Origin of the sequence: Pragia fontium (assembly GCF_900638655.1) — a bacterium.
Lineage (GTDB): Bacteria > Pseudomonadota > Gammaproteobacteria > Enterobacterales > Enterobacteriaceae > Pragia > Pragia fontium.
In genome coordinates this window covers 872,537-893,721 of record NZ_LR134531.1, presented here as the reverse complement: position 1 = coordinate 893,721, position 21,185 = coordinate 872,537, and the positions used below count along the sequence as shown (strand labels likewise).

Annotated in this window: 17 protein-coding genes; 4 read left to right on the top strand and 13 right to left on the bottom strand. The window is 47.2% G+C overall.

Features of this window, described 5'->3' with window-relative positions:
- Positions 1–65: 65 nt before the first annotated feature.
- The gene (apaG, locus tag EL341_RS03635; protein ID WP_047780091.1) at positions 66–443 is read left to right on the top strand and encodes a Co2+/Mg2+ efflux protein ApaG; all 378 of its coding nucleotides are present in this window, start codon (positions 66–68) and stop codon (positions 441–443) included.
- 35 nt (positions 444–478) lie between these two features.
- Positions 479–1,312, top strand: a complete 834-nt coding sequence (gene apaH / locus EL341_RS03630; protein ID WP_047780090.1) for a bis(5'-nucleosyl)-tetraphosphatase (symmetrical) ApaH — start codon at positions 479–481, stop codon at positions 1,310–1,312.
- Positions 1,313–1,364: 52 nt separating this feature from the next.
- Here apaH and folA read toward each other — a convergent pair whose 3' ends face one another.
- The 10 genes from folA to ribF form a co-directional block, all read right to left on the bottom strand.
- A complete protein-coding gene (gene folA / locus EL341_RS03625) occupies positions 1,365–1,847 on the bottom strand; it encodes a type 3 dihydrofolate reductase (RefSeq protein ID WP_074820147.1) in 483 nt (160 codons plus the stop codon).
- A 25-nt stretch (positions 1,848–1,872) separates the two neighbouring features.
- A complete protein-coding gene (locus EL341_RS03620) occupies positions 1,873–2,337 on the bottom strand; it encodes a threonine/serine exporter family protein (protein WP_047780088.1) in 465 nt (154 codons plus the stop codon).
- The gene (locus EL341_RS03615; protein WP_114986259.1) at positions 2,334–3,113 is read right to left on the bottom strand and encodes a threonine/serine exporter family protein; all 780 of its coding nucleotides are present in this window, start codon (positions 3,111–3,113) and stop codon (positions 2,334–2,336) included. The genes EL341_RS03620 and EL341_RS03615 overlap by 4 nt, the downstream gene beginning before the upstream one ends.
- Before the next feature lie 219 nt (positions 3,114–3,332).
- Positions 3,333–6,554 (bottom strand): carbamoyl-phosphate synthase large subunit, encoded by a 3,222-nt coding sequence (gene carB, locus EL341_RS03610; protein WP_074820149.1) that lies wholly within the window; start codon positions 6,552–6,554, stop codon positions 3,333–3,335.
- Positions 6,555–6,572: 18 nt separating this feature from the next.
- On the bottom strand, positions 6,573–7,721 hold the full coding sequence (gene carA, locus EL341_RS03605) for a glutamine-hydrolyzing carbamoyl-phosphate synthase small subunit (protein WP_047780085.1): 1,149 nt from the start codon (positions 7,719–7,721) through the stop codon (positions 6,573–6,575).
- Between the two features lie 485 nt (positions 7,722–8,206).
- Positions 8,207–9,025, bottom strand: a complete 819-nt coding sequence (gene dapB, locus EL341_RS03600) for a 4-hydroxy-tetrahydrodipicolinate reductase (RefSeq protein WP_074820151.1) — start codon at positions 9,023–9,025, stop codon at positions 8,207–8,209.
- Between the two features lie 288 nt (positions 9,026–9,313).
- A complete protein-coding gene (ispH, locus tag EL341_RS03595; RefSeq protein WP_047780083.1) occupies positions 9,314–10,258 on the bottom strand; it encodes a 4-hydroxy-3-methylbut-2-enyl diphosphate reductase in 945 nt (314 codons plus the stop codon).
- 73 nt (positions 10,259–10,331) lie between these two features.
- Positions 10,332–10,823: a signal peptidase II gene (gene lspA, locus EL341_RS03590; RefSeq protein ID WP_074820600.1), complete on the bottom strand. Its 492-nt coding sequence runs from the start codon at positions 10,821–10,823 to the stop codon at positions 10,332–10,334.
- Positions 10,823–13,639 carry an isoleucine--tRNA ligase gene (ileS, locus tag EL341_RS03585; RefSeq protein ID WP_074820153.1) on the bottom strand — a complete coding sequence of 939 codons (2,817 nt, stop codon included), beginning with the start codon at positions 13,637–13,639 and terminating at the stop codon, positions 10,823–10,825. The genes lspA and ileS overlap by 1 nt, the downstream gene beginning before the upstream one ends.
- A 31-nt stretch (positions 13,640–13,670) precedes the next feature.
- A complete protein-coding gene (gene ribF / locus EL341_RS03580) occupies positions 13,671–14,609 on the bottom strand; it encodes a bifunctional riboflavin kinase/FAD synthetase (protein ID WP_047780081.1) in 939 nt (312 codons plus the stop codon).
- Positions 14,610–14,995: 386 nt separating this feature from the next.
- Here ribF and rpsT point away from each other — a divergent pair, with 386 nt between their 5' ends.
- On the top strand, positions 14,996–15,259 hold the full coding sequence (rpsT, locus tag EL341_RS03570) for a 30S ribosomal protein S20 (protein ID WP_047780080.1): 264 nt from the start codon (positions 14,996–14,998) through the stop codon (positions 15,257–15,259).
- A gap of 161 nt (positions 15,260–15,420) precedes the next feature.
- On the opposite strand, the gene nhaA is transcribed toward rpsT, so the two are convergent.
- From nhaA to dnaK, 3 genes are all read right to left on the bottom strand, one after another.
- Positions 15,421–16,605 carry a Na+/H+ antiporter NhaA gene (gene nhaA / locus EL341_RS03565; protein WP_074820154.1) on the bottom strand — a complete coding sequence of 395 codons (1,185 nt, stop codon included), beginning with the start codon at positions 16,603–16,605 and terminating at the stop codon, positions 15,421–15,423.
- Between the two features lie 355 nt (positions 16,606–16,960).
- A complete protein-coding gene (gene dnaJ / locus EL341_RS03560) occupies positions 16,961–18,091 on the bottom strand; it encodes a molecular chaperone DnaJ (RefSeq protein ID WP_047780078.1) in 1,131 nt (376 codons plus the stop codon).
- A 116-nt stretch (positions 18,092–18,207) separates the two neighbouring features.
- Entirely contained in the window at positions 18,208–20,118 is a 1,911-nt protein-coding gene (gene dnaK, locus EL341_RS03555) for a molecular chaperone DnaK (RefSeq protein ID WP_047780077.1), read from the bottom strand.
- Positions 20,119–20,454: 336 nt separating this feature from the next.
- Between dnaK and satP the strand changes: the two genes are divergently transcribed.
- Positions 20,455–21,027, top strand: coding sequence for an acetate uptake transporter (gene satP, locus EL341_RS03550; protein ID WP_126467043.1), 573 nt, complete (start codon positions 20,455–20,457; stop codon positions 21,025–21,027).
- Positions 21,028–21,185: the final 158 nt, after the last annotated feature.

The following is a 21,185-nucleotide window of genomic DNA, read 5'->3' as shown; positions in this document are numbered from 1 at the left end:
AAGATACGTTCAGGCAGCTTGAAAGATAAAGTGTATAAGACCGGAGGCTGAACAGGAGTTGTACCATGATCAACAAACCCCGGATTTTTATTCAGGCACAAAGTTTCTATGTTGAAACCCAATCTTTGCCGGATGAAGAGCGCTTTGTCTTTGCTTATACCATGACAGTACGCAATCTGGGGCGAGAACAGGTTCAACTGCTGGGACGTTATTGGTTAATTACCAATGCAAATGGTAAACATACTGAAGTTCAGGGCGAAGGCGTAATCGGTGAACAACCGATTATTGCCGCCGGCAGTGAATATCAGTACACCAGCGGTGCTATTCTGGAAACACCGCTGGGGACAATGGAAGGCCACTACAATATGATCGATCATTTGGGGCAGCCATTCCAAATTGTGATTCCAGTGTTTCGTCTGGCGATTCCATCGCTGATTCACTGATCAATATTGAATAATAAAAAGGCTAGTTCCTGTCTATGGCTACACTTTTAGTTGGTGATGTTCACGGCTGCTTTAACGAATTACAGGCCCTTCTGGCTCAGGCCGATTTTAACCCCACCGTCGATACCCTCTGGTTGACCGGCGATTTAGTTGCTCGCGGGCCTGACTCACTACAAGTCCTGCGCTATGTGCGTTCATTAGGGGACTCCGCTCGTCTTGTACTGGGCAATCATGACCTTCACCTGCTGGCCATTTACGCCGGTATCAGTCGCAATAAACCAAAAGATAACCTAACGCCGTTACTTGAAGCCCCTGACTGTGACGAATTAATTAACTGGCTACGCCGTCAGCCAGTCCTTCAGGTTGATGAAGAAAAAGCGCTGGTGATGGGACATGCCGGAATCAGCCCACAGTGGACAATTGAAACCGCTAAACGCTGTGCTCGGGAGGTGGAGTCCATTCTCTCCAGCGATAGTTATCCACTGTTTCTTGATTCAATGTACGGTGATTTACCCAACTGCTGGAACGATGAGCTGTCAGGGCTGCCGAGATTACGCTATGCCACTAATGCCCTAACCAGAATGCGCTTTTGCTATCCCAACGGCTGTCTGGATATGATTTGCAAAGACGTTCCCAAGAAAGCACCGGCACCGTTAAAACCCTGGTTTGATTTACCGGGTTCAGTAACAGAGCACTATTCCATTGCCTTCGGTCACTGGGCGTCACTGGAAGGCCAAGGAACTCCAGAAGGTATTTATGCATTGGATACCGGATGCTGCTGGGGAGGTAAACTGACTATGCTGAGATGGGAAGATAAGCGCTACTTTCAGCAAGATTCATTAGCTCAAATAGCCGAACTGGATAACTAACTGCCGATGCGACCCGGTATCTATCCATGATAAATACCGGATTTATTGGCTCTTACGAACGCTGCAAAATCTCAAACCGATAATCATACTGATTACGTTCATCGGCAGGATGTTGCTGAGAAAATGTTTGACGCCATGCGTATTGCTGATAGTCAGGAAAATGGGTATCCCCCTGCAATTCGGCATCAATGTGGGTTAGATACAGTCGGTCAGCACAAGATAAAGCCTGCTGATAAACCCGTCCACCGCCAATAATCATCACTTCATCAACCTGACCAGCGGCTTCAATCGCCTGTTCTAACGAAGTCACCCAAGTAACCCGCTCATCGGTTTGCGGCTGACGGCTAATCACAATATTCAATCTGCCGGGTAACGGCCGCCCTATCGATTCATAGGTATTGCGTCCCATAATAATCGGCTTATTTAAAGTATTTTGCTTAAACCAAGCCAGATCGGCGGGAAGATGCCATGGCATAGCGTTATCAGCACCAATCACCCGGTTGGCCGCCATGGCGGCAATTAAACTAATTATCATCAAATTATCCTGCTAAACGTTGCCATTACACGCTGGGTCTGCGGCGATAGAGCCAAAGTGCGGGCAAAGACAGCCCAATCGATAAAGCACCAACAATAAACGATGCCCGAAGAAAATAGGTAATCAGGGTTTCCAACAGTTCCGGAGAGTAACCCTTATGCGAAATCTCAACCAGCGCGATCATTGCCTTATAGGCAAAAACGCCGGGAAACATCGGAATAACGGCGGCAACGGTAAACACTTTAGGGTGTGCCAAAAAACGACGCGACCAGCTAATACCAATGCTGCCAATCAAAATAGTGGTGAGTAATGTACTCCATTCCAGAGGAAACTGGTAATACATCAGAATGGTTCTTGTGCCGTAACCAATTGCCCCCAGCAAAGCACAATACTTTAAGGCCTTAACCGGTACATTAAATACCAACGCAAAGCCAACTGCCGGTATTGCAGCCAGACACATCTTGCCGACTAGCATCATGATAAAACTCATAGCCAGCTCCTGAAACCCCAAATGGCCATCGCCACCACTACACCAATACAGGTCGATAGCGTTAACAGGCTGGCCATCACCCAGCGGGCAATCCCCATATTTATATGGCCTTTAAACATATCCGAGACGGAATTAATTAGCGGGAAACCGGGAACTAACAGTAGTACGCTGGAGGCCATTGCAACGGAGGCGCTCGGAATATTCATCCAGTTCACCAGCCAGCCGGCGACCGTGGTCGCCACAAACGCGGTGGCAAAAAAGTTAATTAATGGATTCATCTGTAGTGAGGTTAGAATCTGGCGGACGTACATTGCCAGACCGCTGGCCAATAAGGTTACCAGCACCGCATCCCAGTCACCACCAGCCAGTTTACAGAAACTGGCACAGGATAACCCGACCATCAGTACCATTAACCAACGCGGATAGCGCAACGGCTTAATATTATTGAGTCGTTTCTGAACGTCATCGATGTCTAATAAACGGTGCTCGGTCAGAATAACAATACGCTGAACTTCCGTCACAACATGCATATTTATGCCGCGATCGATATTTTTACGGGTAGAGGTAACGCAGTGGCCTTTATAGATAGTGCTCAACACAATTGCATTAGCCGACAGCGAACTTTCCACCTCATCCACCCCGAGCGCTTTACCGAGCCGTTGAGCGAGTTGCTCCACCAACATGCTCTCTGCTCCGTGCTGTAACAGTAGCAAAGCACATTGGATACACAAGCGAGTAATTTCTCGCTGGCGCTGATGAATTTTATCAGATTCCACGTTATTTTTACCTGAGCGAATCAGAGAAAGGGGACAACGGTCAGAACCCTACCGTCAACCACGATATTACAAAACGCCGACTAGAATAACACTTAATTTTAACCCGCTTCAAATGCCCGCTATTGAGGATTAGGGTTTTATTGATGCTGGTCAGGAAAAGGAAAAACCCACAAATAAAAAACCATTTGTGGGTTTAAGCAGTGACAACACCAATCCTTATCACTTCAACATTTGATGCATTTCCTGTACTGAAATCACCTTCTCTGTGGCATCCGCGTTCATTGCCATGGTGGTGGCAAAGCCGCCGTTCAAGGTGGTGTCATAGTGCACTTTGTACTGTAGCGCACTGCGGCGAATCAGTTTGGAGTCTTCAATCGCTTGACGGCCTTCAGTGGTATTAACGATATAGTTATACTCACCGTTTTTAATGCGATCCTGAATATGCGGACGACCTTCATGCACCTTGTTAACCAAGCGTGGATTAATACCCGCCTCCCCCAGCACAATCGCTGTACCGTGGGTAGCATCCAGTTCGAAACCCTGCTTCAGCAGTTTAGCCGCCAGATCCACCACTCTGGATTTATCGCCTTCACGCACCGACAGTAATGCGCGTCCACGGGGAATACGATTCGGGCTGCTGCCTAACATCGCTTTGGCAAAGGCTTCAGCGAAACTACGACCCACTCCCATCACTTCACCGGTGGAGCGCATTTCTGGCCCCAGAATCGGGTCTACTCCCTGAAATTTATTAAACGGTAGCACCACTTCTTTTACCGAGTAGTAAGGCGGGATCACTTCTTTAGTTATTCCCTGCTCCGCCAGAGATTTACCGGCCATCACCCGTGCGGCGACTTTCGCCAACTGCACTCCGGTGGCTTTAGAGACGAAAGGCACGGTACGCGCTGCTCTCGGGTTAACCTCAATCAGATAAACGTCATTCTGTTTTACTGCAAACTGGACGTTCATTAATCCTCTAACGCACAGCTCAAAAGCCAGCTTCTCAACCTGGCGGCGCATTTCATCCTGAATCTCTTGACTCAGAGTATAAGCAGGCAGAGAACAAGCGGAGTCACCGGAATGCACGCCAGCTTGTTCGATATGCTCCATAATGCCGCCAATCAGAACTCTTTCACCATCACAGATGGCGTCAACGTCCACTTCAATGGCATCATCCAGAAAATGGTCCAACAATACCGGTGCATCGTTAGACACGCTTACCGCGTTTTGGAAGTAACGGCGCAAATCCATCTCATCATAGACAATTTCCATCGCCCTGCCCCCTAACACGTAGGAAGGGCGTACCACCAGCGGATAACCGATACCAACCGCTTTATCCACCGCCATTTCAATGGTTGATACCGTGGCGTTAGCCGGTTGTTTTAGTCCTAGTCGGTGCACCGCCTGCTGGAAACGTTCACGGTCTTCAGCCCGGTCAATCGCGTCCGGAGAGGTGCCAATAATCGGTACACCAGCCGCTTCCAATGCGCGAGCCAGCTTCAGTGGCGTCTGCCCGCCGTATTGCACGATAACGCCGGTAGGCTGTTCTAATCGCACAATCTCCAGCACATCTTCCAGAGTCACCGGTTCAAAGTAGAGACGGTCGGAGGTGTCATAGTCGGTGGAAACCGTTTCAGGGTTACAGTTCACCATAATGGTTTGGTAGCCATCTTCACGCAGCGCCAGCGAAGCATGTACGCAGCAGTAGTCAAACTCAATCCCTTGACCAATACGGTTCGGGCCTCCGCCCAGCACCATAATTTTTGGCCGATCGTTGGTCGGGTTAGCCTCACACTCATCTTCATACGTTGAGTACATGTAGGCGGTATCCGTAGCAAATTCAGCCGCACAGGTATCCACTCGCTTATACACCGGATGCAGATTGTACTTATGACGCAGTTTACGCACTTCCGCTTCAGAGAAGCCAACCAGCTCAGCCAGCCGGGCATCGGCAAACCCTTTACGTTTTAGCAAGCGCATAAAATCAGCATCCAGACCGGTAATGCCGCGTTCGGCCACCTTTTCTTCCAGGCGTACCAGTTCCTCAATCTGTACCAGAAACCAGCGATCAACGTTAGTCAGATTAAACACACCGTCAACGGACATGCCAGCCCGAAAAGCATCGGCAATGTACCAAATACGCTCAGCGCCGGCTTCTTTCAGTTCACGGCGAATGCGGGTCAGTGCATCCGGATCGTCCAGATTCACTTTAGGATCGAAGCCATTCGCGCCAACCTCCAGACCGCGTAACGCTTTTTGCAACGATTCCTGCTGAGTGCGACCAATGGCCATCACTTCCCCCACCGACTTCATTTGCGTGGTTAAGCGGTCGTTGGCTCCGGCAAACTTCTCAAAATTAAAGCGCGGAATTTTAGTCACAACATAGTCAATGGAAGGTTCAAACGAGGCCGGCGTTCTACCACCGGTAATATCATTCATCAGTTCATCGAGGGTGTAGCCTACCGCTAGTTTGGCGGCTATTTTGGCTATCGGGAAACCTGTCGCCTTCGATGCCAGCGCCGAAGATCGGGACACCCGAGGGTTCATCTCGATAACAATCAGGCGGCCATTTTTCGGATTGACAGAAAACTGCACGTTAGAACCACCGGTTTCCACCCCAATTTCACGCAGTACCGCCATCGAGGCATTACGCATGATTTGATACTCTTTATCGGTCAGGGTTTGTGCCGGAGCGACCGTAATCGAGTCGCCGGTATGAATTCCCATGGCATCGAAGTTTTCAATCGAACAAACGATAATGCAGTTATCATTTTTGTCCCGCACCACTTCCATTTCATACTCTTTCCAACCGATGAGCGACTCATCAATCAGCAATTCTTTGGTGGGTGACAGATCCAAGCCGCGCTCACAGATTTCTTCAAACTCTTCGCGGTTATAGGCGATCCCGCCGCCGGTTCCGCCCATGGTGAATGAAGGTCGGATAATACAGGGGAAGCCAACGTCCGCCGCAACGGCGTAAGCTTCCTCCATATTATGGGCGATACCGGAACGTGCAGTATCCAGCCCAATCTTTTTCATTGCCTTGTCAAAACGCTGGCGGTCTTCTGCTTTATCAATCGCATCCGCGGTGGCTCCAATCATGGTCACGCCAAATTCAGCCAGCACGCCCTGACGTTCCAGTTCAAGGGCACAGTTAAGGGCAGTTTGTCCGCCCATGGTTGGCAGCACCGCATCCGGACGCTCTTTTTCGATAATCTTGCGCACCACTTCCCAGTGAATGGGCTCAATATAGGTGGCATCGGCCATTTCAGGGTCAGTCATGATGGTGGCCGGATTGGAGTTAACCAGAATCACTCGGTACCCTTCTTCCCGCAGCGCTTTACACGCCTGAGCACCGGAATAGTCAAACTCACAGGCCTGGCCGATCACAATAGGGCCAGCACCAAGAATCAGGATGCTTTTAATATCAGTACGTTTTGGCATGGTTTATGGGATCCTGATTTATTTAGCGGTAGAACGATAAGATTCAATCAGTTCGATAAAATGATCGAACAGCGGTGCCGCATCATGCGGGCCAGGGCTAGCTTCCGGGTGCCCTTGAAAACTGAATGCTGCTTTATCGGTGCGATGAATACCCTGTAAAGAGCCGTCAAACAATGATTTATGCGTAGGACGTAGATTCGCTGGCAGCGTGGTTTCATCCACGGCGAAACCATGATTTTGTGCGGTGATCATCACACAGTTACCATCCAGGTCTTTCACCGGATGGTTACCGCCGTGGTGGCCAAACTTCATCTTGATGGTTTGTGCACCAGAGGCCAGCGCCAATAGTTGGTGCCCCAGACAGATACCGAACACCGGAATATTCGTGTCTAAAAGCTGTTTAATGGCCTGAATAGCATAGTCGCAAGGTGCCGGATCTCCCGGGCCGTTTGACAGAAAAACACCGTCAGGATTGAGCTTCAATACGTCTTCAGCCGGCGTCTGCGCCGGAACAACCGTTAAGCGACAGCCGCGATCCACCAGCATTCTTAAAATATTACGCTTCACTCCATAGTCATAGGCCACCACATGATAAGGTAGCTCGCTATTATCGGTTACTGCGGGTAGATCACCCTCTAGTGTCCAGCTTCCCTGAGCCCAGTGATATGCTTCTTTTGTTGTGACTTCTTTTGCCAGATCCATTCCCTTTAAACCCGGGAAAGCGCGGGCTTTCTCCAGCGCCAGTTGGGCATCAACCACATCACCAACGATGATGCAGCCATTCTGAGCCCCCTTTTCGCGTAATAAACGGGTCAGCTTACGCGTATCGATATCAGCGATAGCGACAATATTATGACGTTTAAGGTATTCGGACAGTCCTTCCTGATTGCGGAAGTTGCTGGCAATTAACGGAAGATCGCGGATAACCAACCCCTGAGCGTGAACCATGGTGGATTCTTCGTCTGAAGTATTGGTGCCGACATTGCCGATATGAGGGTAGGTAAGCGTTACGATTTGGCGGGAATAAGATGGGTCAGTGAGGATTTCTTGATAACCGGTCATTGAGGTATTAAAAACAACTTCCCCAATTGCCGTTCCGTTGGCCCCAATGGCCCGACCGTGAAATTGGGTTCCGTCTTCAAGAACCAGTAGCGCTGTCTTACTCAAAACGCCCTCCTAGAATAAAAAGTCACATTACATGCATATTAATTCACAACTATACCTTGATAAAAAGCACAAAAAAAGTCTTATTGACATATTTTGGGCAAATTGGGCGCATTTTAATGATCGAATAGTCCGTTGTCTATAAAAATACACATTTTTATTACAATTTTAACCATCCAGCATGAAAATTGAGACTTAACACCCAAAAAGACAAGTAAAACTCAATTAGAAAACGATTACTAAGAGACATAATAGAAATTTATGCTATATAGGGCAAAAAGGAGAGAGGTGGAGATGAAAATGAGACTAAAAGACAAAAAAAACGATTAAAAACCAAAAAAACACCAATAAAATTCAAAAAATAAACCGAAGTAATTAAAACAAATAAATCCAACAACAAATTCATTTAAAATCAAATGAATAATTAAATAAAAATAAAGGCTAACTCAATTAGAAAATCAAGTTAACCTTAAGATAACTAAAATTAATTAATCATTCAGCGATAAAACATCTCGCATACTATATAAACCTGAGTTATGTTGAACTATCCATCCGGACGCCCTTACTGCACCATTGGCAAAGGTCATTCTACTGGAGGCCTTATGGGTAATTTCCACACGCTCACCAATATCGGCAAACATGGCGGTATGTTCACCCACAATATCTCCCGCTCTTAGGGTAGCAAACCCAATAGTTTCACGAGCACGCTCACCTGTATGTCCCTCTCGGCCATATACTGCGCAGGTTTTTAAATCCCTGCCGAGGGTGTCGGCAATAACTTCGCCCATGGCCAGTGCGGTACCTGATGGAGCATCAACTTTATGCCGATGATGAGCTTCGATAATCTCAATATCAGTATAGTCGCCCATCACTTTAGCCGCCTGTTCCAGTAGCTTAAGCACCAGATTTACCCCTACGCTAAAGTTGGCAGCAAAGACGATAGCAATCTCTTTAGAAGCCTGCTGGATAACGGCTTTACCCGCCTCATCAAAACCGGTGGTGCCAATCACCATCGCTTTATGATGCTGACGACAGAATGCAATATGTTCCAGCGTGCCTTCCGGACGGGTGAAATCAATAAATACATCAAAGTCATTAGCGATCGCCTGCAAATTATCGCTTACAAGAATCCCTACCTGACCAATAGCCGCCAGTTCTCCGGCATCAACACCAACCAGCGAAGACCCCGGACGTTCCAAAGCGACCCCCAGCGTTACGCCATCCGCTTGATGAACGGCCTGAATCAACTGACGCCCCATACGCCCACCAGCGCCAGCAATGGCAATCCTAACCTGCTTATTGGTCATAATTTTCCTCTGAATTTTTATTCTATTGTGCAAAGCTACCTTTTACGTATCAGGGTAGCGTTCACCTTCAATTCTGACAAATTTATTTACTTATAATCATTCATGATAAAACAGCAAAGCTAATCAAAATCCGCCAATGTATTTGCTACTGCAATATCTGTAACAATGCTCTGAACCAGACAGGAACAGATAAAAAGAGCAGTCGCTAAGATAGAGTTTTATCACCAAAATATAATGGGCCGAATAAATCGGCCCATTAAAAAGAATTGGATATAAGGTCGCTGAATATCAGTCAATCTGCTTAACGCGTAATTCCTTGGGAACTTCGAACACAATGCTCTCTTCACGGCCATGCATTTCTACCGCAGGCAAGCCACCCAATGAAATTAAACGAGCGATCACCGCCTGAACCAGCACATCGGGAGCAGAAGCACCGGCTGTGACACCAACAGAGTTAAGACCTTTAACCCACTCTTCCTGAATATCTTCAGCAGTATCGATTAGATAAGCCGGCTTACCGATTCGCTGCGCTAATTCAGCTAGCCGATTAGAGTTGGAGGAGTTTTTGGAACCAACCACTAATACTAAATCCGCTTCTAAAGCCAGATTACGTACGGCTTCCTGACGATTGGTAGTGGCATAGCAGATATCATCTTTGCGAGGGCCGATAATATCCGGGAAACGCTTACGCAGCGCATCAATAACATCGGAGGTATCATCAACGGATAAGGTTGTCTGAGTCATAAAGCACAGGTTTTTTTCATTCTTAACCTGTAGATCCCAGACGTCTTCCGGTGACTCGACCAGATACATACCGCCTTCCTGATTACTGTACTGCCCCATTGTCCCTTCAACTTCAGGATGTCCGGCATGACCGATCAGAATAGCCTCACGGCCTTTACGGCTGGCGCGAGCCACTTCCATATGCACTTTAGTCACTAGCGGGCAGGTTGCATCAAATACCGTTAGATCGCGGGCTTTAGCCTCGGCTCGAACCGCTTGTGAAACACCGTGAGCGGAGAAAATCAGTATCGCGCCATCCGGCACTTCCGTTAGCTGCTCAATAAATACTGCCCCACGCTCACGTAGGCTATCCACCACATAGCGGTTATGAACCACTTCATGACGCACATAAATTGGCGCACCATAAATTTCCAGCGCTCGCTCAACAATGCTGATGGCCCGGTCTACCCCGGCGCAAAAACCGCGTGGATTGGCCAACAATATCTGCATGTTTACTCTCCAAATGGTACTCATGTCTGTTCGGGCTCATGCCGAACAGACTGATAAAGCGTTTACGTGACGATTAGGATTCAGGCTTCTCTTTCTTTTTCGAGAAGATAAAGCCTTCCAATACCACCATCACCGCACCGATACAAATAGCGCAATCAGCAACGTTGAAGGTTGGGTAGTGCCAGTCACCAATGAAAAAATCAAAAAAGTCGACGACAAATCCATGATAAAGGCGATCGAACAGGTTACCCAATGCGCCACCAATAATTAACGCAAAAGCAATATTACTCCATCTGTCCTTAGCCACAGTTCGATACATCATTACCATTAGCACAATGCTAATGGTAATTGCCACCGCGGCCAACGCCCAGCGCTGTCCCATAAAAGAGCTAAATGCCGCACCGTAATTTCGCGCATAGTAAAAATTAAAGAAAGGCAGTAAATCTACCGATTCACCCAATCTGAAATTCTTAATGACCCAAAACTTACTCAGCAAATCAATAACCAGAACAACAACCGCTAGCCAAAGCCAGCGGAGTCCTGTCGAACCAATAGATTTACTCATCATGCAAACTTACGCTCTTCGCCATGACCGGCAACGTTAGTCACACAACGACCACAGAGTTCAGGGTGTTCGGCGTTCTGACCAACGTCCTGAGTATAATGCCAGCAGCGTGGACACTTAGTCCCCTGAGCCTTCGCCAGACCAATTTTCAGGCCTTTAATCATTTCGCTCTGCTGTGCTTCTGCACTAGCCTGAGCAATTGGCTCAACCTTGGCACCAGACGTCAACAACACGAAACGCAACTCGTTTTGCAGCGCATTCAACTTATCGGAAAGTCCCTGATCGGCATACAGCGTAACAGCCGCTTCTAATGCACCGCCCAGTAGTTTGTCATTACGCGCCTGCTCCAACACCTTATTAACTTCACCGCGCACTTTCAGCAGTTCATCCCAATAGGCATCATTCATGCTTTCGCCTTCGGCCAGACCAAACAGCCCCTGATACCATTCTCCGGTAAACACGAACTGATCACGCTCTCCCGGTAAATAGTTCCAGATTTCATCGGCGGTAAACGACATCACCGGTGCCATCCAACGAACCAAAGCCTCGGCAATATGATAAAGCGCTGTCTGACAGCTGCGACGCGCCAGGCTATCGCCTTTAGCGGTGTATTGACGGTCTTTGATGATATCCAGATAGAAGGAACCCATCTCAACGGAGCAGAACTGCATCAGACGCTGGGTGACCAAATGGAAGTCATAGTTATCATAGCTGGCAGCAATTTCGTTTTGCGCCGCTAAAGCACGACCTACCGCCCAACGATCCAGCAGCACCATCTCTTCCGGCTTCACCATATCCTTAAGCGGATCGAAACCGTTTAAGTTAGCCAGTAAGAAGCGAGCGGTGTTACGAATACGACGATAAGCATCGGCGGAACGCTTCAGAATTTCGTCAGATACCGCGATTTCACCGGTATAATCCGTTGAAGCCACCCACAAACGCAGGATGTCACCCCCCAGTTTGTTCATCACATCCTGAGGGCTGATGGTATTACCGATCGACTTAGACATCTTACGTCCTTGACCATCAACGGTGAAACCGTGGGTCAGAACTTGACGATAAGGCGCTTTACCTTTCATCGCCGTTGAAATCATCAACGATGACATAAACCAGCCGCGATGCTGATCGGAACCTTCCAAATACATATCCGCGCTGTGACCGTGGAATTCAGGGCGTACATCAACCACTGAGGCATGAGTTGAACCCGAGTCAAACCACACATCCAGCGTATCAGGCACTTTAACGTAGTCGGCAGCTTCTTCACCCAACACATCTTTAGGATCCAAATCCCACCATGCCTGAATACCGTGTTGCTCAACACGTTGCGCCACCTGCTCCATAATCTCTAATGCGCGAGGATGCAGCTCATCGGTATCTTTATGCACAAACAGAGACATTGGCATACCCCAGGTACGCTGACGGGAAATACACCAGTCAGGGCGATTCGCTACCATGGTCTCAATACGTGCCTGACCCCAGTCAGGGATCCAGCGAACATCTTTAATTTCTTCCAGCGATTTTTTACGCAGGCCATTTTGATCCATGCTGATAAACCACTGCGGTGTCGCACGGAAAATAATCGGTGACTTGTGACGCCAGCAGCACGGATAGCTATGCTGCATTTTTTCCACATGCAATAAAGCACCGTGGTCACGTAAAATCTCGACAATCACGTCATTGGCTTTAAATACGTTTAAGCCATCAAGACCGGCACCGGTTCCCGGCAGATAGCAGCCGTCTGGGCCAACCGGGTTAGCCACTTCTAACTGATACTTCTGACCGATCACATAGTCATCAGGACCATGACCTGGCGCGGTGTGTACTGCACCAGTACCGGCATCCAGAGTCACGTGCTCACCCAGAATAATCGGCACATCAAAATTCAGGAACGGATGTTTAAAACGCATCAGTTCAAGATCGCTACCTTTGGCACTGCCCAATACGCTCCAGCTTTCAACGCCGGCACGCTTCATCACGCTATCAACCAAATCGGCAGCCAGAATCAGCGACTCATTGCCAACCTGAACTAATTGGTATTCAAATTCAGGATGCAAAGAAATCGCGCGGTTTGCTGGTAAAGTCCACGGAGTGGTGGTCCAGATAACTGAATAAACCGGCCCCTTGATATCACTCACGCCAAATTTGGCCGCTACCGCAGCCGGATCAACGGCCGCAAAGCGCACATCAATCGATGGTGACGTTTTATCGTAATATTCCACCTCGGCCTCAGCCAGAGAAGAACGACAGTCAATACACCAGTGAACCGGCTTAGCGCCTTTATGCAAATGACCGTTACCGATAATTTTTGCCAGAGAACGAATGATATTGGCTTCAGTTTTAAACTCCATCGTCAGATAAGGATGATCCCAGTCACCCAATACCCCTAAACGGATAAAATCTTTTTTCTGACCTTCAACTTGCTCTGCCGCATAATCACGGCAAGCTTTGCGGAATTCCGCCGCACTGATTTTTTCGCCAGGTTTACCCACCAACTGCTCAACTTTCAGCTCAATCGGTAAACCATGACAGTCCCAACCAGGAATATAAGGCGCATCGTAGCCAGCCAAGGTTTTTGACTTAATGATAATGTCTTTGAGAATTTTATTAACCGCATGACCAATGTGAAGGCTGCCGTTGGCATATGGAGGGCCATCGTGAAGAATAAAGGTTTTCTTCCCGGTTTTAGCCTGACGAATCGCACCGTAAAGATCGGATTCGTACCAATGTTTCAACATATCCGGTTCGCGCTTGGCTAAATCGCCACGCATCGGAAACCCGGTTTCCGGCAAGTTCAACGTATTCTTATAGTCAGTCATTCGATTCTCTGTTCCATATCTCGGCTAGAAATTAAGTTCGTACCGTTTGTCCAAAATATTGGCGGGCGGACACGACATCATTTTCAATCTGCTGTTTTAAAGCGTCCAGCGATGTAAAACGCTGCTCACTACGTATTTTTTTTCTAATTACTACATCAATATGGCGACCATACAGGTCCATATCAACGTCTAATAAATGCACTTCAAGCTGTTGGCGAACCCCTGAAACCGTTGGGCGAGTTCCAATATTGGCTACGCCGGGCAATGGTTTATCGTTCAGTCCCAACACTTCAACGGCGTAAACCCCTTTAACCGGAGTCACTAAACGTTTCATCGGTATATTCGCCGTTGGAAAACCAATGGTTCGTCCCAACGCATCGCCATGAACGACGCGTCCACAAATACTGTATGGACGCCCCAATAAAGACTCGACCAATGTGAGTTCATCGTCGTGCAGAGCACGGCGAATCATAGTGCTGCTGATGCGTTTACCTGATTCACAGAAACTCTCGCTATCAGCAACGGAAAAACCATATTTTTCGCCGGCTTTTTGCAGCAGTGAAAAATCCCCCTGCCGCTTAGCGCCAAAGCGAAAGTCATCGCCGACCATCAAAAACTTAACACCCAACAAATCAACCAGCAACTGAGAAATAAAATCTTCTGCGCTGTTGGCCGCAAAATCAGCGTCAAAATTAACGCACAGCAGATAATCAATACCCGCCTGCGCCAGATATCTACATTTATCACGCAACCGGGTCAACCGCGCCGGCGCCTGCTCTGGTGCAAATAGCTCTAAAGGCTGAGGTTCAAAAATCATCACCATGGTAGGAAGCCCCAATCGCTTTCCTTCCCGTTTCAACTGACGTAGCAGCGCCTGATGACCAAGATGAACTCCATCAAAGTTACCGATTGTCAAAACGCATCCGTGATGACGAGGTCGGATATTGTGTATGCCGCGAATCAGCTCCATAACTCAGCTCTGGGATCTGTACTAGTGGAAGTCGCCGATTATAGCAACTGCGGCGGCTAAGGTTAACCAGCGATTACAAGATAAGCGAAAATCTTCCACTATTTTCTGATTCTCAGGCAAATTTGTTATGAATATTGCCGCTCAATAAGTGGTAACATAGCCCTCTTCAACGGATGCATTAAAGAAAACGCGTTAATTACTGTATTCCGTCAGGCAAAGCTGTTAGAATTCTGCGCCATCGATAACCGCGGTGTCGTCGCTTCTTTTTTGTAAAAAAATGGGAAATGGCGGCGCTAATTTGCACAAATCCGTTGACAAAAGAAGGTCGAAAGGGCATATTCCTTCGCCTTTAGAATGTCCTCAAGAAACTATTTGGGAGTTGGACCTTGGCTAATATCAAATCAGCTAAGAAACGCGCCATCCAGTCAGAAAAGCGCCGTAAGCATAATGCAAGCCGTCGCTCTATGATGCGTACCTTCATCAAGAAAGTACAAATGGCGATTGCAGCAGGTGACAAACCAGCCGCGCAAGCAGCATTTAATGACATGCAACCTATTGTTGACCGTCAGGCAGCAAAAGGCTTAATTCATAAGAATAAAGCTGCGCGTCATAAGTCAAACCTGGTTGCACAAATCAACGCTATGCAGTAATCGTTGAGCGTTTCTAAAAAAAACCGGCTATGCCGGTTTTTTTTATGCCTGCGATTTAGAACCTGTTTAGATATCAATTCCCTGCCACAATAAAAAACGCCTGACTAACCTTCACGTTAACCAGACGTATTGATGATACTTTTCGTTAAAACTTCGTGCTGTTACGCATCTTCTTCAACGATTCGGCGATTGCCTAACGATAGCTTTAACAAGAAGTAGCCCAAAATAGCCGCTACTGTTGAACCGATCAAAATACCTAAGCGCGAGTAGGTAATATATTCATCCGACAACCCTTCAAACGCCAATGACGAAATAAATATCGACATGGTAAAACCAATACCACACAACACCGACACAGAAAAAATATGTTTCAGGTTGATAGATTCAGGCATACGAACCAAACCTGCTTTTAGCGCTAACCAGCAAAAACCGAAAATACCAATAGGTTTACCCACCACCAGACCCAGCATGATACCCAGCGGCAATATACCGCCCAGAGAGCTCAGCGTAACGCCGGTCAGAGCAACCCCTGCATTAGCAAAAGCAAACACCGGTAAAATAAAGTAGGTCACCCAGGGATGCAGTTGATGGATCAAACTATCCAGCGGTTTACTCTTTTCTGCTCCGTTTAATGGAATAAAGAACCCGGTAATCACTCCAGCCAGCGTTGCATGTATGCCAGACTTGAGCATAAATACCCATAGCACGGCACCAACGATGATATAAGCCAGTTTATTACCCACCCCACGCCAGTTCATCACTGCCATAACCACAATGGTCAGAGCGGCTCCTGCCAGCGCTACCATAGACAGCTCTTTGGTGTAAAACAGAGCGATAATAATAATGGCGCCTAAATCATCAATAATAGCTAACGCCATCAAGAAAGCTTTCAGGCTGGTCGGTACTCTGCTACCCAGCAATGCCATCACACCAAGGGCAAAAGCAATATCGGTCGCGGCCGGAATCGCCCATCCGGTACGAGTCACCTGATCATTGAAATTAAACATCAGGTAAACCGCAGCGGGTAAAATCATCCCACCGACGGCGGCAACTACAGGAAATAACGCCTTATCCTTTCCGGCCAGAGAGCCTTCTATTAGCTCTTTTTTAACCTCAAGCCCAATCACCAAGAAAAAAATCGCCATTAGGCCATCATTAATCCAATGGGCCAGCGAATTACTTAAATCCAGAGAAGCAAATTGAATCACCACCGGAAGATGCAAAAATCCTTCATAGGCGGTCTGTAAAGGCGAGTTAGCCATTCCCATGGCAATAAGTGCGGCAATGATTAATAAAATACCGCCCGAGGCTTCTAATTTAAGAAATTGGCGTAGATAGTGAGTCATAGTGATTACGGCTCCTTCAATACCTGAGATCAGGTACATGACTGTTATTGTTTGATATAGAATCACGCAATAATACTATAAAATCTCAGTTAATTTATTAAAGTAAAGTAAAAAACTAAAAACCAAGTAAAACTCAGCAGTAAATCGCCAATAGACAGCGTGAATTCATGAACGAAATTTAAATTTTTTCTTAATAATCAATTAGTCATTTCAATAACATCAAAAAACACCCAACCAAATAAAAAACGCCCTACAACTATAGAATAGCATTTGTTATCTATTGCGATCGCCAAGACAAAAAAATACCCAATCATTGATTGGGTATTTTTCAGTATATTGCGATTGCGTCTGGTCGTTAGCCTTTCAGGTCATCAAAGAATTTCTTCACGCCGTCCAGAAAGGATTTAGAACGCGGGCTATTCTTCGCGCCTTTATCTCCACCGAGAGATTCCTCAAGCTCACGCAGCAACTGTTTTTGCTTGTCGTTTAGCTTAACTGGGGTCTCAACCACTACACGGCATAGCAGATCGCCTTGGCTTCCACCACGCACCGACTTCACACCTTTACCGCGCATACGGAATAGTTTGCCAGTTTGGGTCTCCGCAGGGACTTTCAGGTTAACCCGACCATCTAAGGTTGGGACTTCAATTTCGCCACCTAACGCCGCCATAGCAAAGTTAATCGGTACTTCACAGTAAAGATTATTGCCATCGCGTTCAAAAATTGGGTGCTGTTTAACCTGAACCTGAACGTATAAATCGCCCGCTGGTGCGCCGTTCTCACCCGCTTCACCTTCGCCGGATAAACGTACACGATCGCCCGTATCAACTCCGGCAGGAATTTTAACCGATAGCGTTTTGGTCTTCTCTACCCGACCCTGACCATGACATTTGGTGCATGGATCTTTAATGATTTTGCCGCGTCCATGACAGGTAGGACAGGTTTGTTGAACCGCAAAGAACCCTTGGCGCATCTGCACTTGACCAGCACCATGACAGGTCGAACAGGTGGTTGAGGACGTTCCTGCCTTGGCACCGCTGCCATGACATACATCACACTCAGCCAGTGTCGGAATACGGATCTCTTTGGTTACGCCTCGGACAGCCTCTTCTAGCGTTAGCGCCATATTATATTGCAGGTCAGACCCTCTGCTTGCGCGCTGACGTCGACCGCCGAAAATGTCACCAAACACATCACCAAAGATATCGTTGAAATCACCGCCGCCGCCGCCGAAACCTCCGCCGCCACCCATGCCGCCTTGTTCAAAGGCTGCGTGACCATATTGGTCATAGGCTGCTTTTTTATTCGCATCGGTCAGAATTTCATAGGCTTCTTTGATTTCCTTGAATTTCTCTTCAGACTCTTTATCACCCTGATTTCTATCCGGGTGATGTTTCATCGCTAAACGCTTATACGCTTTTTTAATTTCACGCTCATCCGCGTCACGGCTTACGCCTAAAATTTCGTAATAGTCTTTCTTCGCCATCTGTGGACTTTACCCTATATATGCGTACACGGGCGTAGAGTTTCCTCAACGCCCGTGCCAAGTTCCGTTAACAATACCATATTTTCAGTATCATTACCGTGCCCGCTCAAGGGCGATTACTTTTTGTCTTTAACTTCTTCGAACTCTGCATCAACAACATCGTCGTCTTTGCTCTGGCCAGCGTCGGCGCCTGCGGAAGCACTTTCAGCGTGCTGCTGTTGTGCCATTTCCATCAGCTTACCGGATACTTCAACCAGTGCCTGAATCTTCGCTTCGATATCGGCTTTATCTTCACCTTTCAGCGAAGTTTCCAGCGCGCTTAATGCAGACTCAATAGCCGTTTTATCATCAGCTGGTAATTGGTCACCTGCTTCGGTCACTTGTTTACGCGTGCTGTGTAACAGGTGGTCACCTTGGTTACGAGTTTGTACTAACTCTTCAAACTTACGGTCAGCATCGGCGTTGGCTTCTGCTTCACGCACCATTTTTTGGATTTCTTCTTCATTCAGACCAGAAGATGCCTTAATGGTGATGTTTTGCTCACGACCACTGTTCTTATCTTTCGCTGACACATGCAGAATACCATCCGCATCGATATCGAAAGTTACTTCGATTTGCGGCATACCGCGTGGTGCAGATTGGATACCGTCCAGATTGAACTGACCCAGTGACTTGTTATCCGCCGCACGTTTACGCTCACCCTGCAGAACATGAATTGTTACCGCAGACTGGTTATCTTCCGCCGTTGAGAACACTTGGCTATGTTTAGTTGGGATAGTGGTGTTCTTAGAAATTAATGAAGTCATTACGCCACCCATGGTCTCGATACCCAGAGACAGTGGAGTTACGTCTAACAACAATACATCAGTCACATCACCAGCCAACACGCCGCCCTGAACCGCAGCACCGATAGCTACTGCTTCATCCGGGTTAACGTCTTTACGCGGTTCTTTACCGAAGAAGTCTGATACTTTCTTCTGCACTAGTGGCATACGGATCTGACCACCAACCAAGATAACATCGTCAATATCAGTGACTGACAGACCTGCATCTTTCAGCGCAACTTTTAACGGCTCTAAAGAACGATTAACTAAATCTTCTACCAGTGACTCCAGTTTTGCACGCGTCACTTTGATGTTCATATGCTTAGGACCGGTTGCATCTGCAGTAATATACGGCAGGTTAACGTCGGTCTGCTGAGCAGAGGACAGCTCAATCTTCGCTTTTTCAGCCGCTTCTTTCAGGCGTTGCATTGCCAGCGGGTCATTGCGCAGATCAAAACCTTGCTCTTTCTTGAACTCATCAACCAGATAGTTGATTAAACGGTTATCGAAGTCTTCACCACCCAAATGTGTATCACCATTGGTTGCTAACACTTCGAAGGTTTTTTCACCGTCAACTTCATCAATTTCAATAATTGAGATATCGAATGTACCACCACCTAAGTCATAAACGGCGATAGTGCGGTTACCCATCTCTTTATCCAGACCGTAAGCCAGAGCGGCTGCGGTTGGTTCGTTGATAATACGTTTAACGTCTAAACCAGCGATACGACCAGCATCTTTCGTTGCCTGACGCTGTGAGTCGTTAAAGTAAGCTGGAACGGTAATAACCGCTTCAGTCACTGGCTCACCTAAGAAATCTTCCGCTGTTTTCTTCATTTTTTTCAAAACTTCAGCAGAAATTTGTGGTGGCGCAATTTTTTGACCTTTAACTTCAACCCATGCATCACCGTTATCAGCACCAACAATGCTGAAAGGCATGATGTCGCGGTCGCGCTGTACTTCTTCGTCGCCAAAACGACGACCAATCAGACGCTTAATTGCAAAAAGCGTATTCTGTGGGTTAGTCACTGCCTGACGTTTTGCAGGTTGACCAACCAGAATTTCGCCGTCCTGGGTATAGGCGATAATTGACGGAGTAGTACGATCCCCTTCCGCGTTCTCAATTACGCGAACCTGCGTGCCGTCCATAACAGCAACACATGAGTTCGTTGTACCCAAGTCAATACCAATAATTTTACCCATCAGATGTTCTCCCCTTAAAAACTATATTCGTTCACATACTCACCTATATGGGGATGTAAAATAACTTTTCAACTGCTGTTTTAAGTTATACATCCATAGGCCTGTTTTACCGTTGTACATAAGATGGGGGCGGCAAGTCTGTCATCAAGGGGGGAAATAAAAAAAATTTTACATTAATCCTGATCTAAACCATTGTCTCGGTGCCTCACCCTCATTATCATGCGCGGTCACTTGTAATACCAATAGACTATTTACAAGTGGTCATTGTCCGTGAAGATCGTTATTGGCGGATAAAATTTACTTATTAATCAAGCATCCCATGAGTACAGAGGATTTATGCACGCGAATAAATTAGCCAACCCAGGTCCGTTAGGATTAATGGGATTTGGAATGACCACTATCTTATTAAATATACATAACGCCGGTTTCTTCCCGGTCACTACCGCTATTGTCGCTATGGGTATTTTTTACGGCGGCCTGGCTCAGGTTATTGCAGGTATCTTAGAGTTCAAAAAAGGCAATACTTTTGGCGTCACCGCCTTTACTTCATACGGTTTCTTCTGGATGACGCTCGTTGGCATCTGGTTAATTCCATCAATTGGCCACGTTGAAGCCACGGATAGCACCTTCCTGGGCATCTATTTAGCCCTCTGGGGTATCTTCACCCTGTTTATGTTCTTCGGAACCCTACGTGCTAACCGCGGACTGCAGTTTGTCTTTGCCAGCCTGACCATACTGTTCTTTATGCTGTCGGTTGGTAATATCACCGGCAATAAAGCACTACTGAACGTTGCCGGTTTTGAAGGCATCGTTTGTGGCGCCAGCGCTATCTACTTGGCCATGGCTGAAGTACTGAACGAACAATTTGGCCGAACCGTTCTGCCAATTGGTGCACCTAAAGCGAAGTAATTCGCCCGCCCGAAATAAAAAAGCCTGCATAATGCAGGCTTTTTAAATTGCTACAAAGTTCTTATCTTCTGCACTCAAACGGAGGGAAACCTTTCCGTTTGGGTCGTAGTAGCTTTAGCTACCGAAGTGCCCATAGGAAAGGTAGGCCCGACGCACGT

Bases quoted from the DNA above. Each gene is read 5' to 3' on its own strand.
- apaG (WP_047780091.1), top strand. From the start codon at position 66: ATGATCAACAAACCCCGGATTTTTATTCAGGCACAAAGTTTCTATGTT.
- apaH (WP_047780090.1), top strand. From the start codon at position 479: ATGGCTACACTTTTAGTTGGTGATGTTCACGGCTGCTTTAACGAATTA.
- folA (WP_074820147.1), bottom strand. From the start codon at position 1,847: ATGATAATTAGTTTAATTGCCGCCATGGCGGCCAACCGGGTGATTGGT.
- EL341_RS03620 (WP_047780088.1), bottom strand. From the start codon at position 2,337: ATGAGTTTTATCATGATGCTAGTCGGCAAGATGTGTCTGGCTGCAATA.
- carB (WP_074820149.1), bottom strand. From the start codon at position 6,554: ATGCCAAAACGTACTGATATTAAAAGCATCCTGATTCTTGGTGCTGGC.
- dapB (WP_074820151.1), bottom strand. From the start codon at position 9,025: ATGACCAATAAGCAGGTTAGGATTGCCATTGCTGGCGCTGGTGGGCGT.
- ispH (WP_047780083.1), bottom strand. From the start codon at position 10,258: ATGCAGATATTGTTGGCCAATCCACGCGGTTTTTGCGCCGGGGTAGAC.
- lspA (WP_074820600.1), bottom strand. From the start codon at position 10,823: ATGAGTAAATCTATTGGTTCGACAGGACTCCGCTGGCTTTGGCTAGCG.
- ileS (WP_074820153.1), bottom strand. From the start codon at position 13,639: ATGACTGACTATAAGAATACGTTGAACTTGCCGGAAACCGGGTTTCCG.
- ribF (WP_047780081.1), bottom strand. From the start codon at position 14,609: ATGGAGCTGATTCGCGGCATACACAATATCCGACCTCGTCATCACGGA.
- nhaA (WP_074820154.1), bottom strand. From the start codon at position 16,605: ATGACTCACTATCTACGCCAATTTCTTAAATTAGAAGCCTCGGGCGGT.
- dnaJ (WP_047780078.1), bottom strand. From the start codon at position 18,091: ATGGCGAAGAAAGACTATTACGAAATTTTAGGCGTAAGCCGTGACGCG.
- dnaK (WP_047780077.1), bottom strand. From the start codon at position 20,118: ATGGGTAAAATTATTGGTATTGACTTGGGTACAACGAACTCATGTGTT.
- satP (WP_126467043.1), top strand. From the start codon at position 20,455: ATGCACGCGAATAAATTAGCCAACCCAGGTCCGTTAGGATTAATGGGA.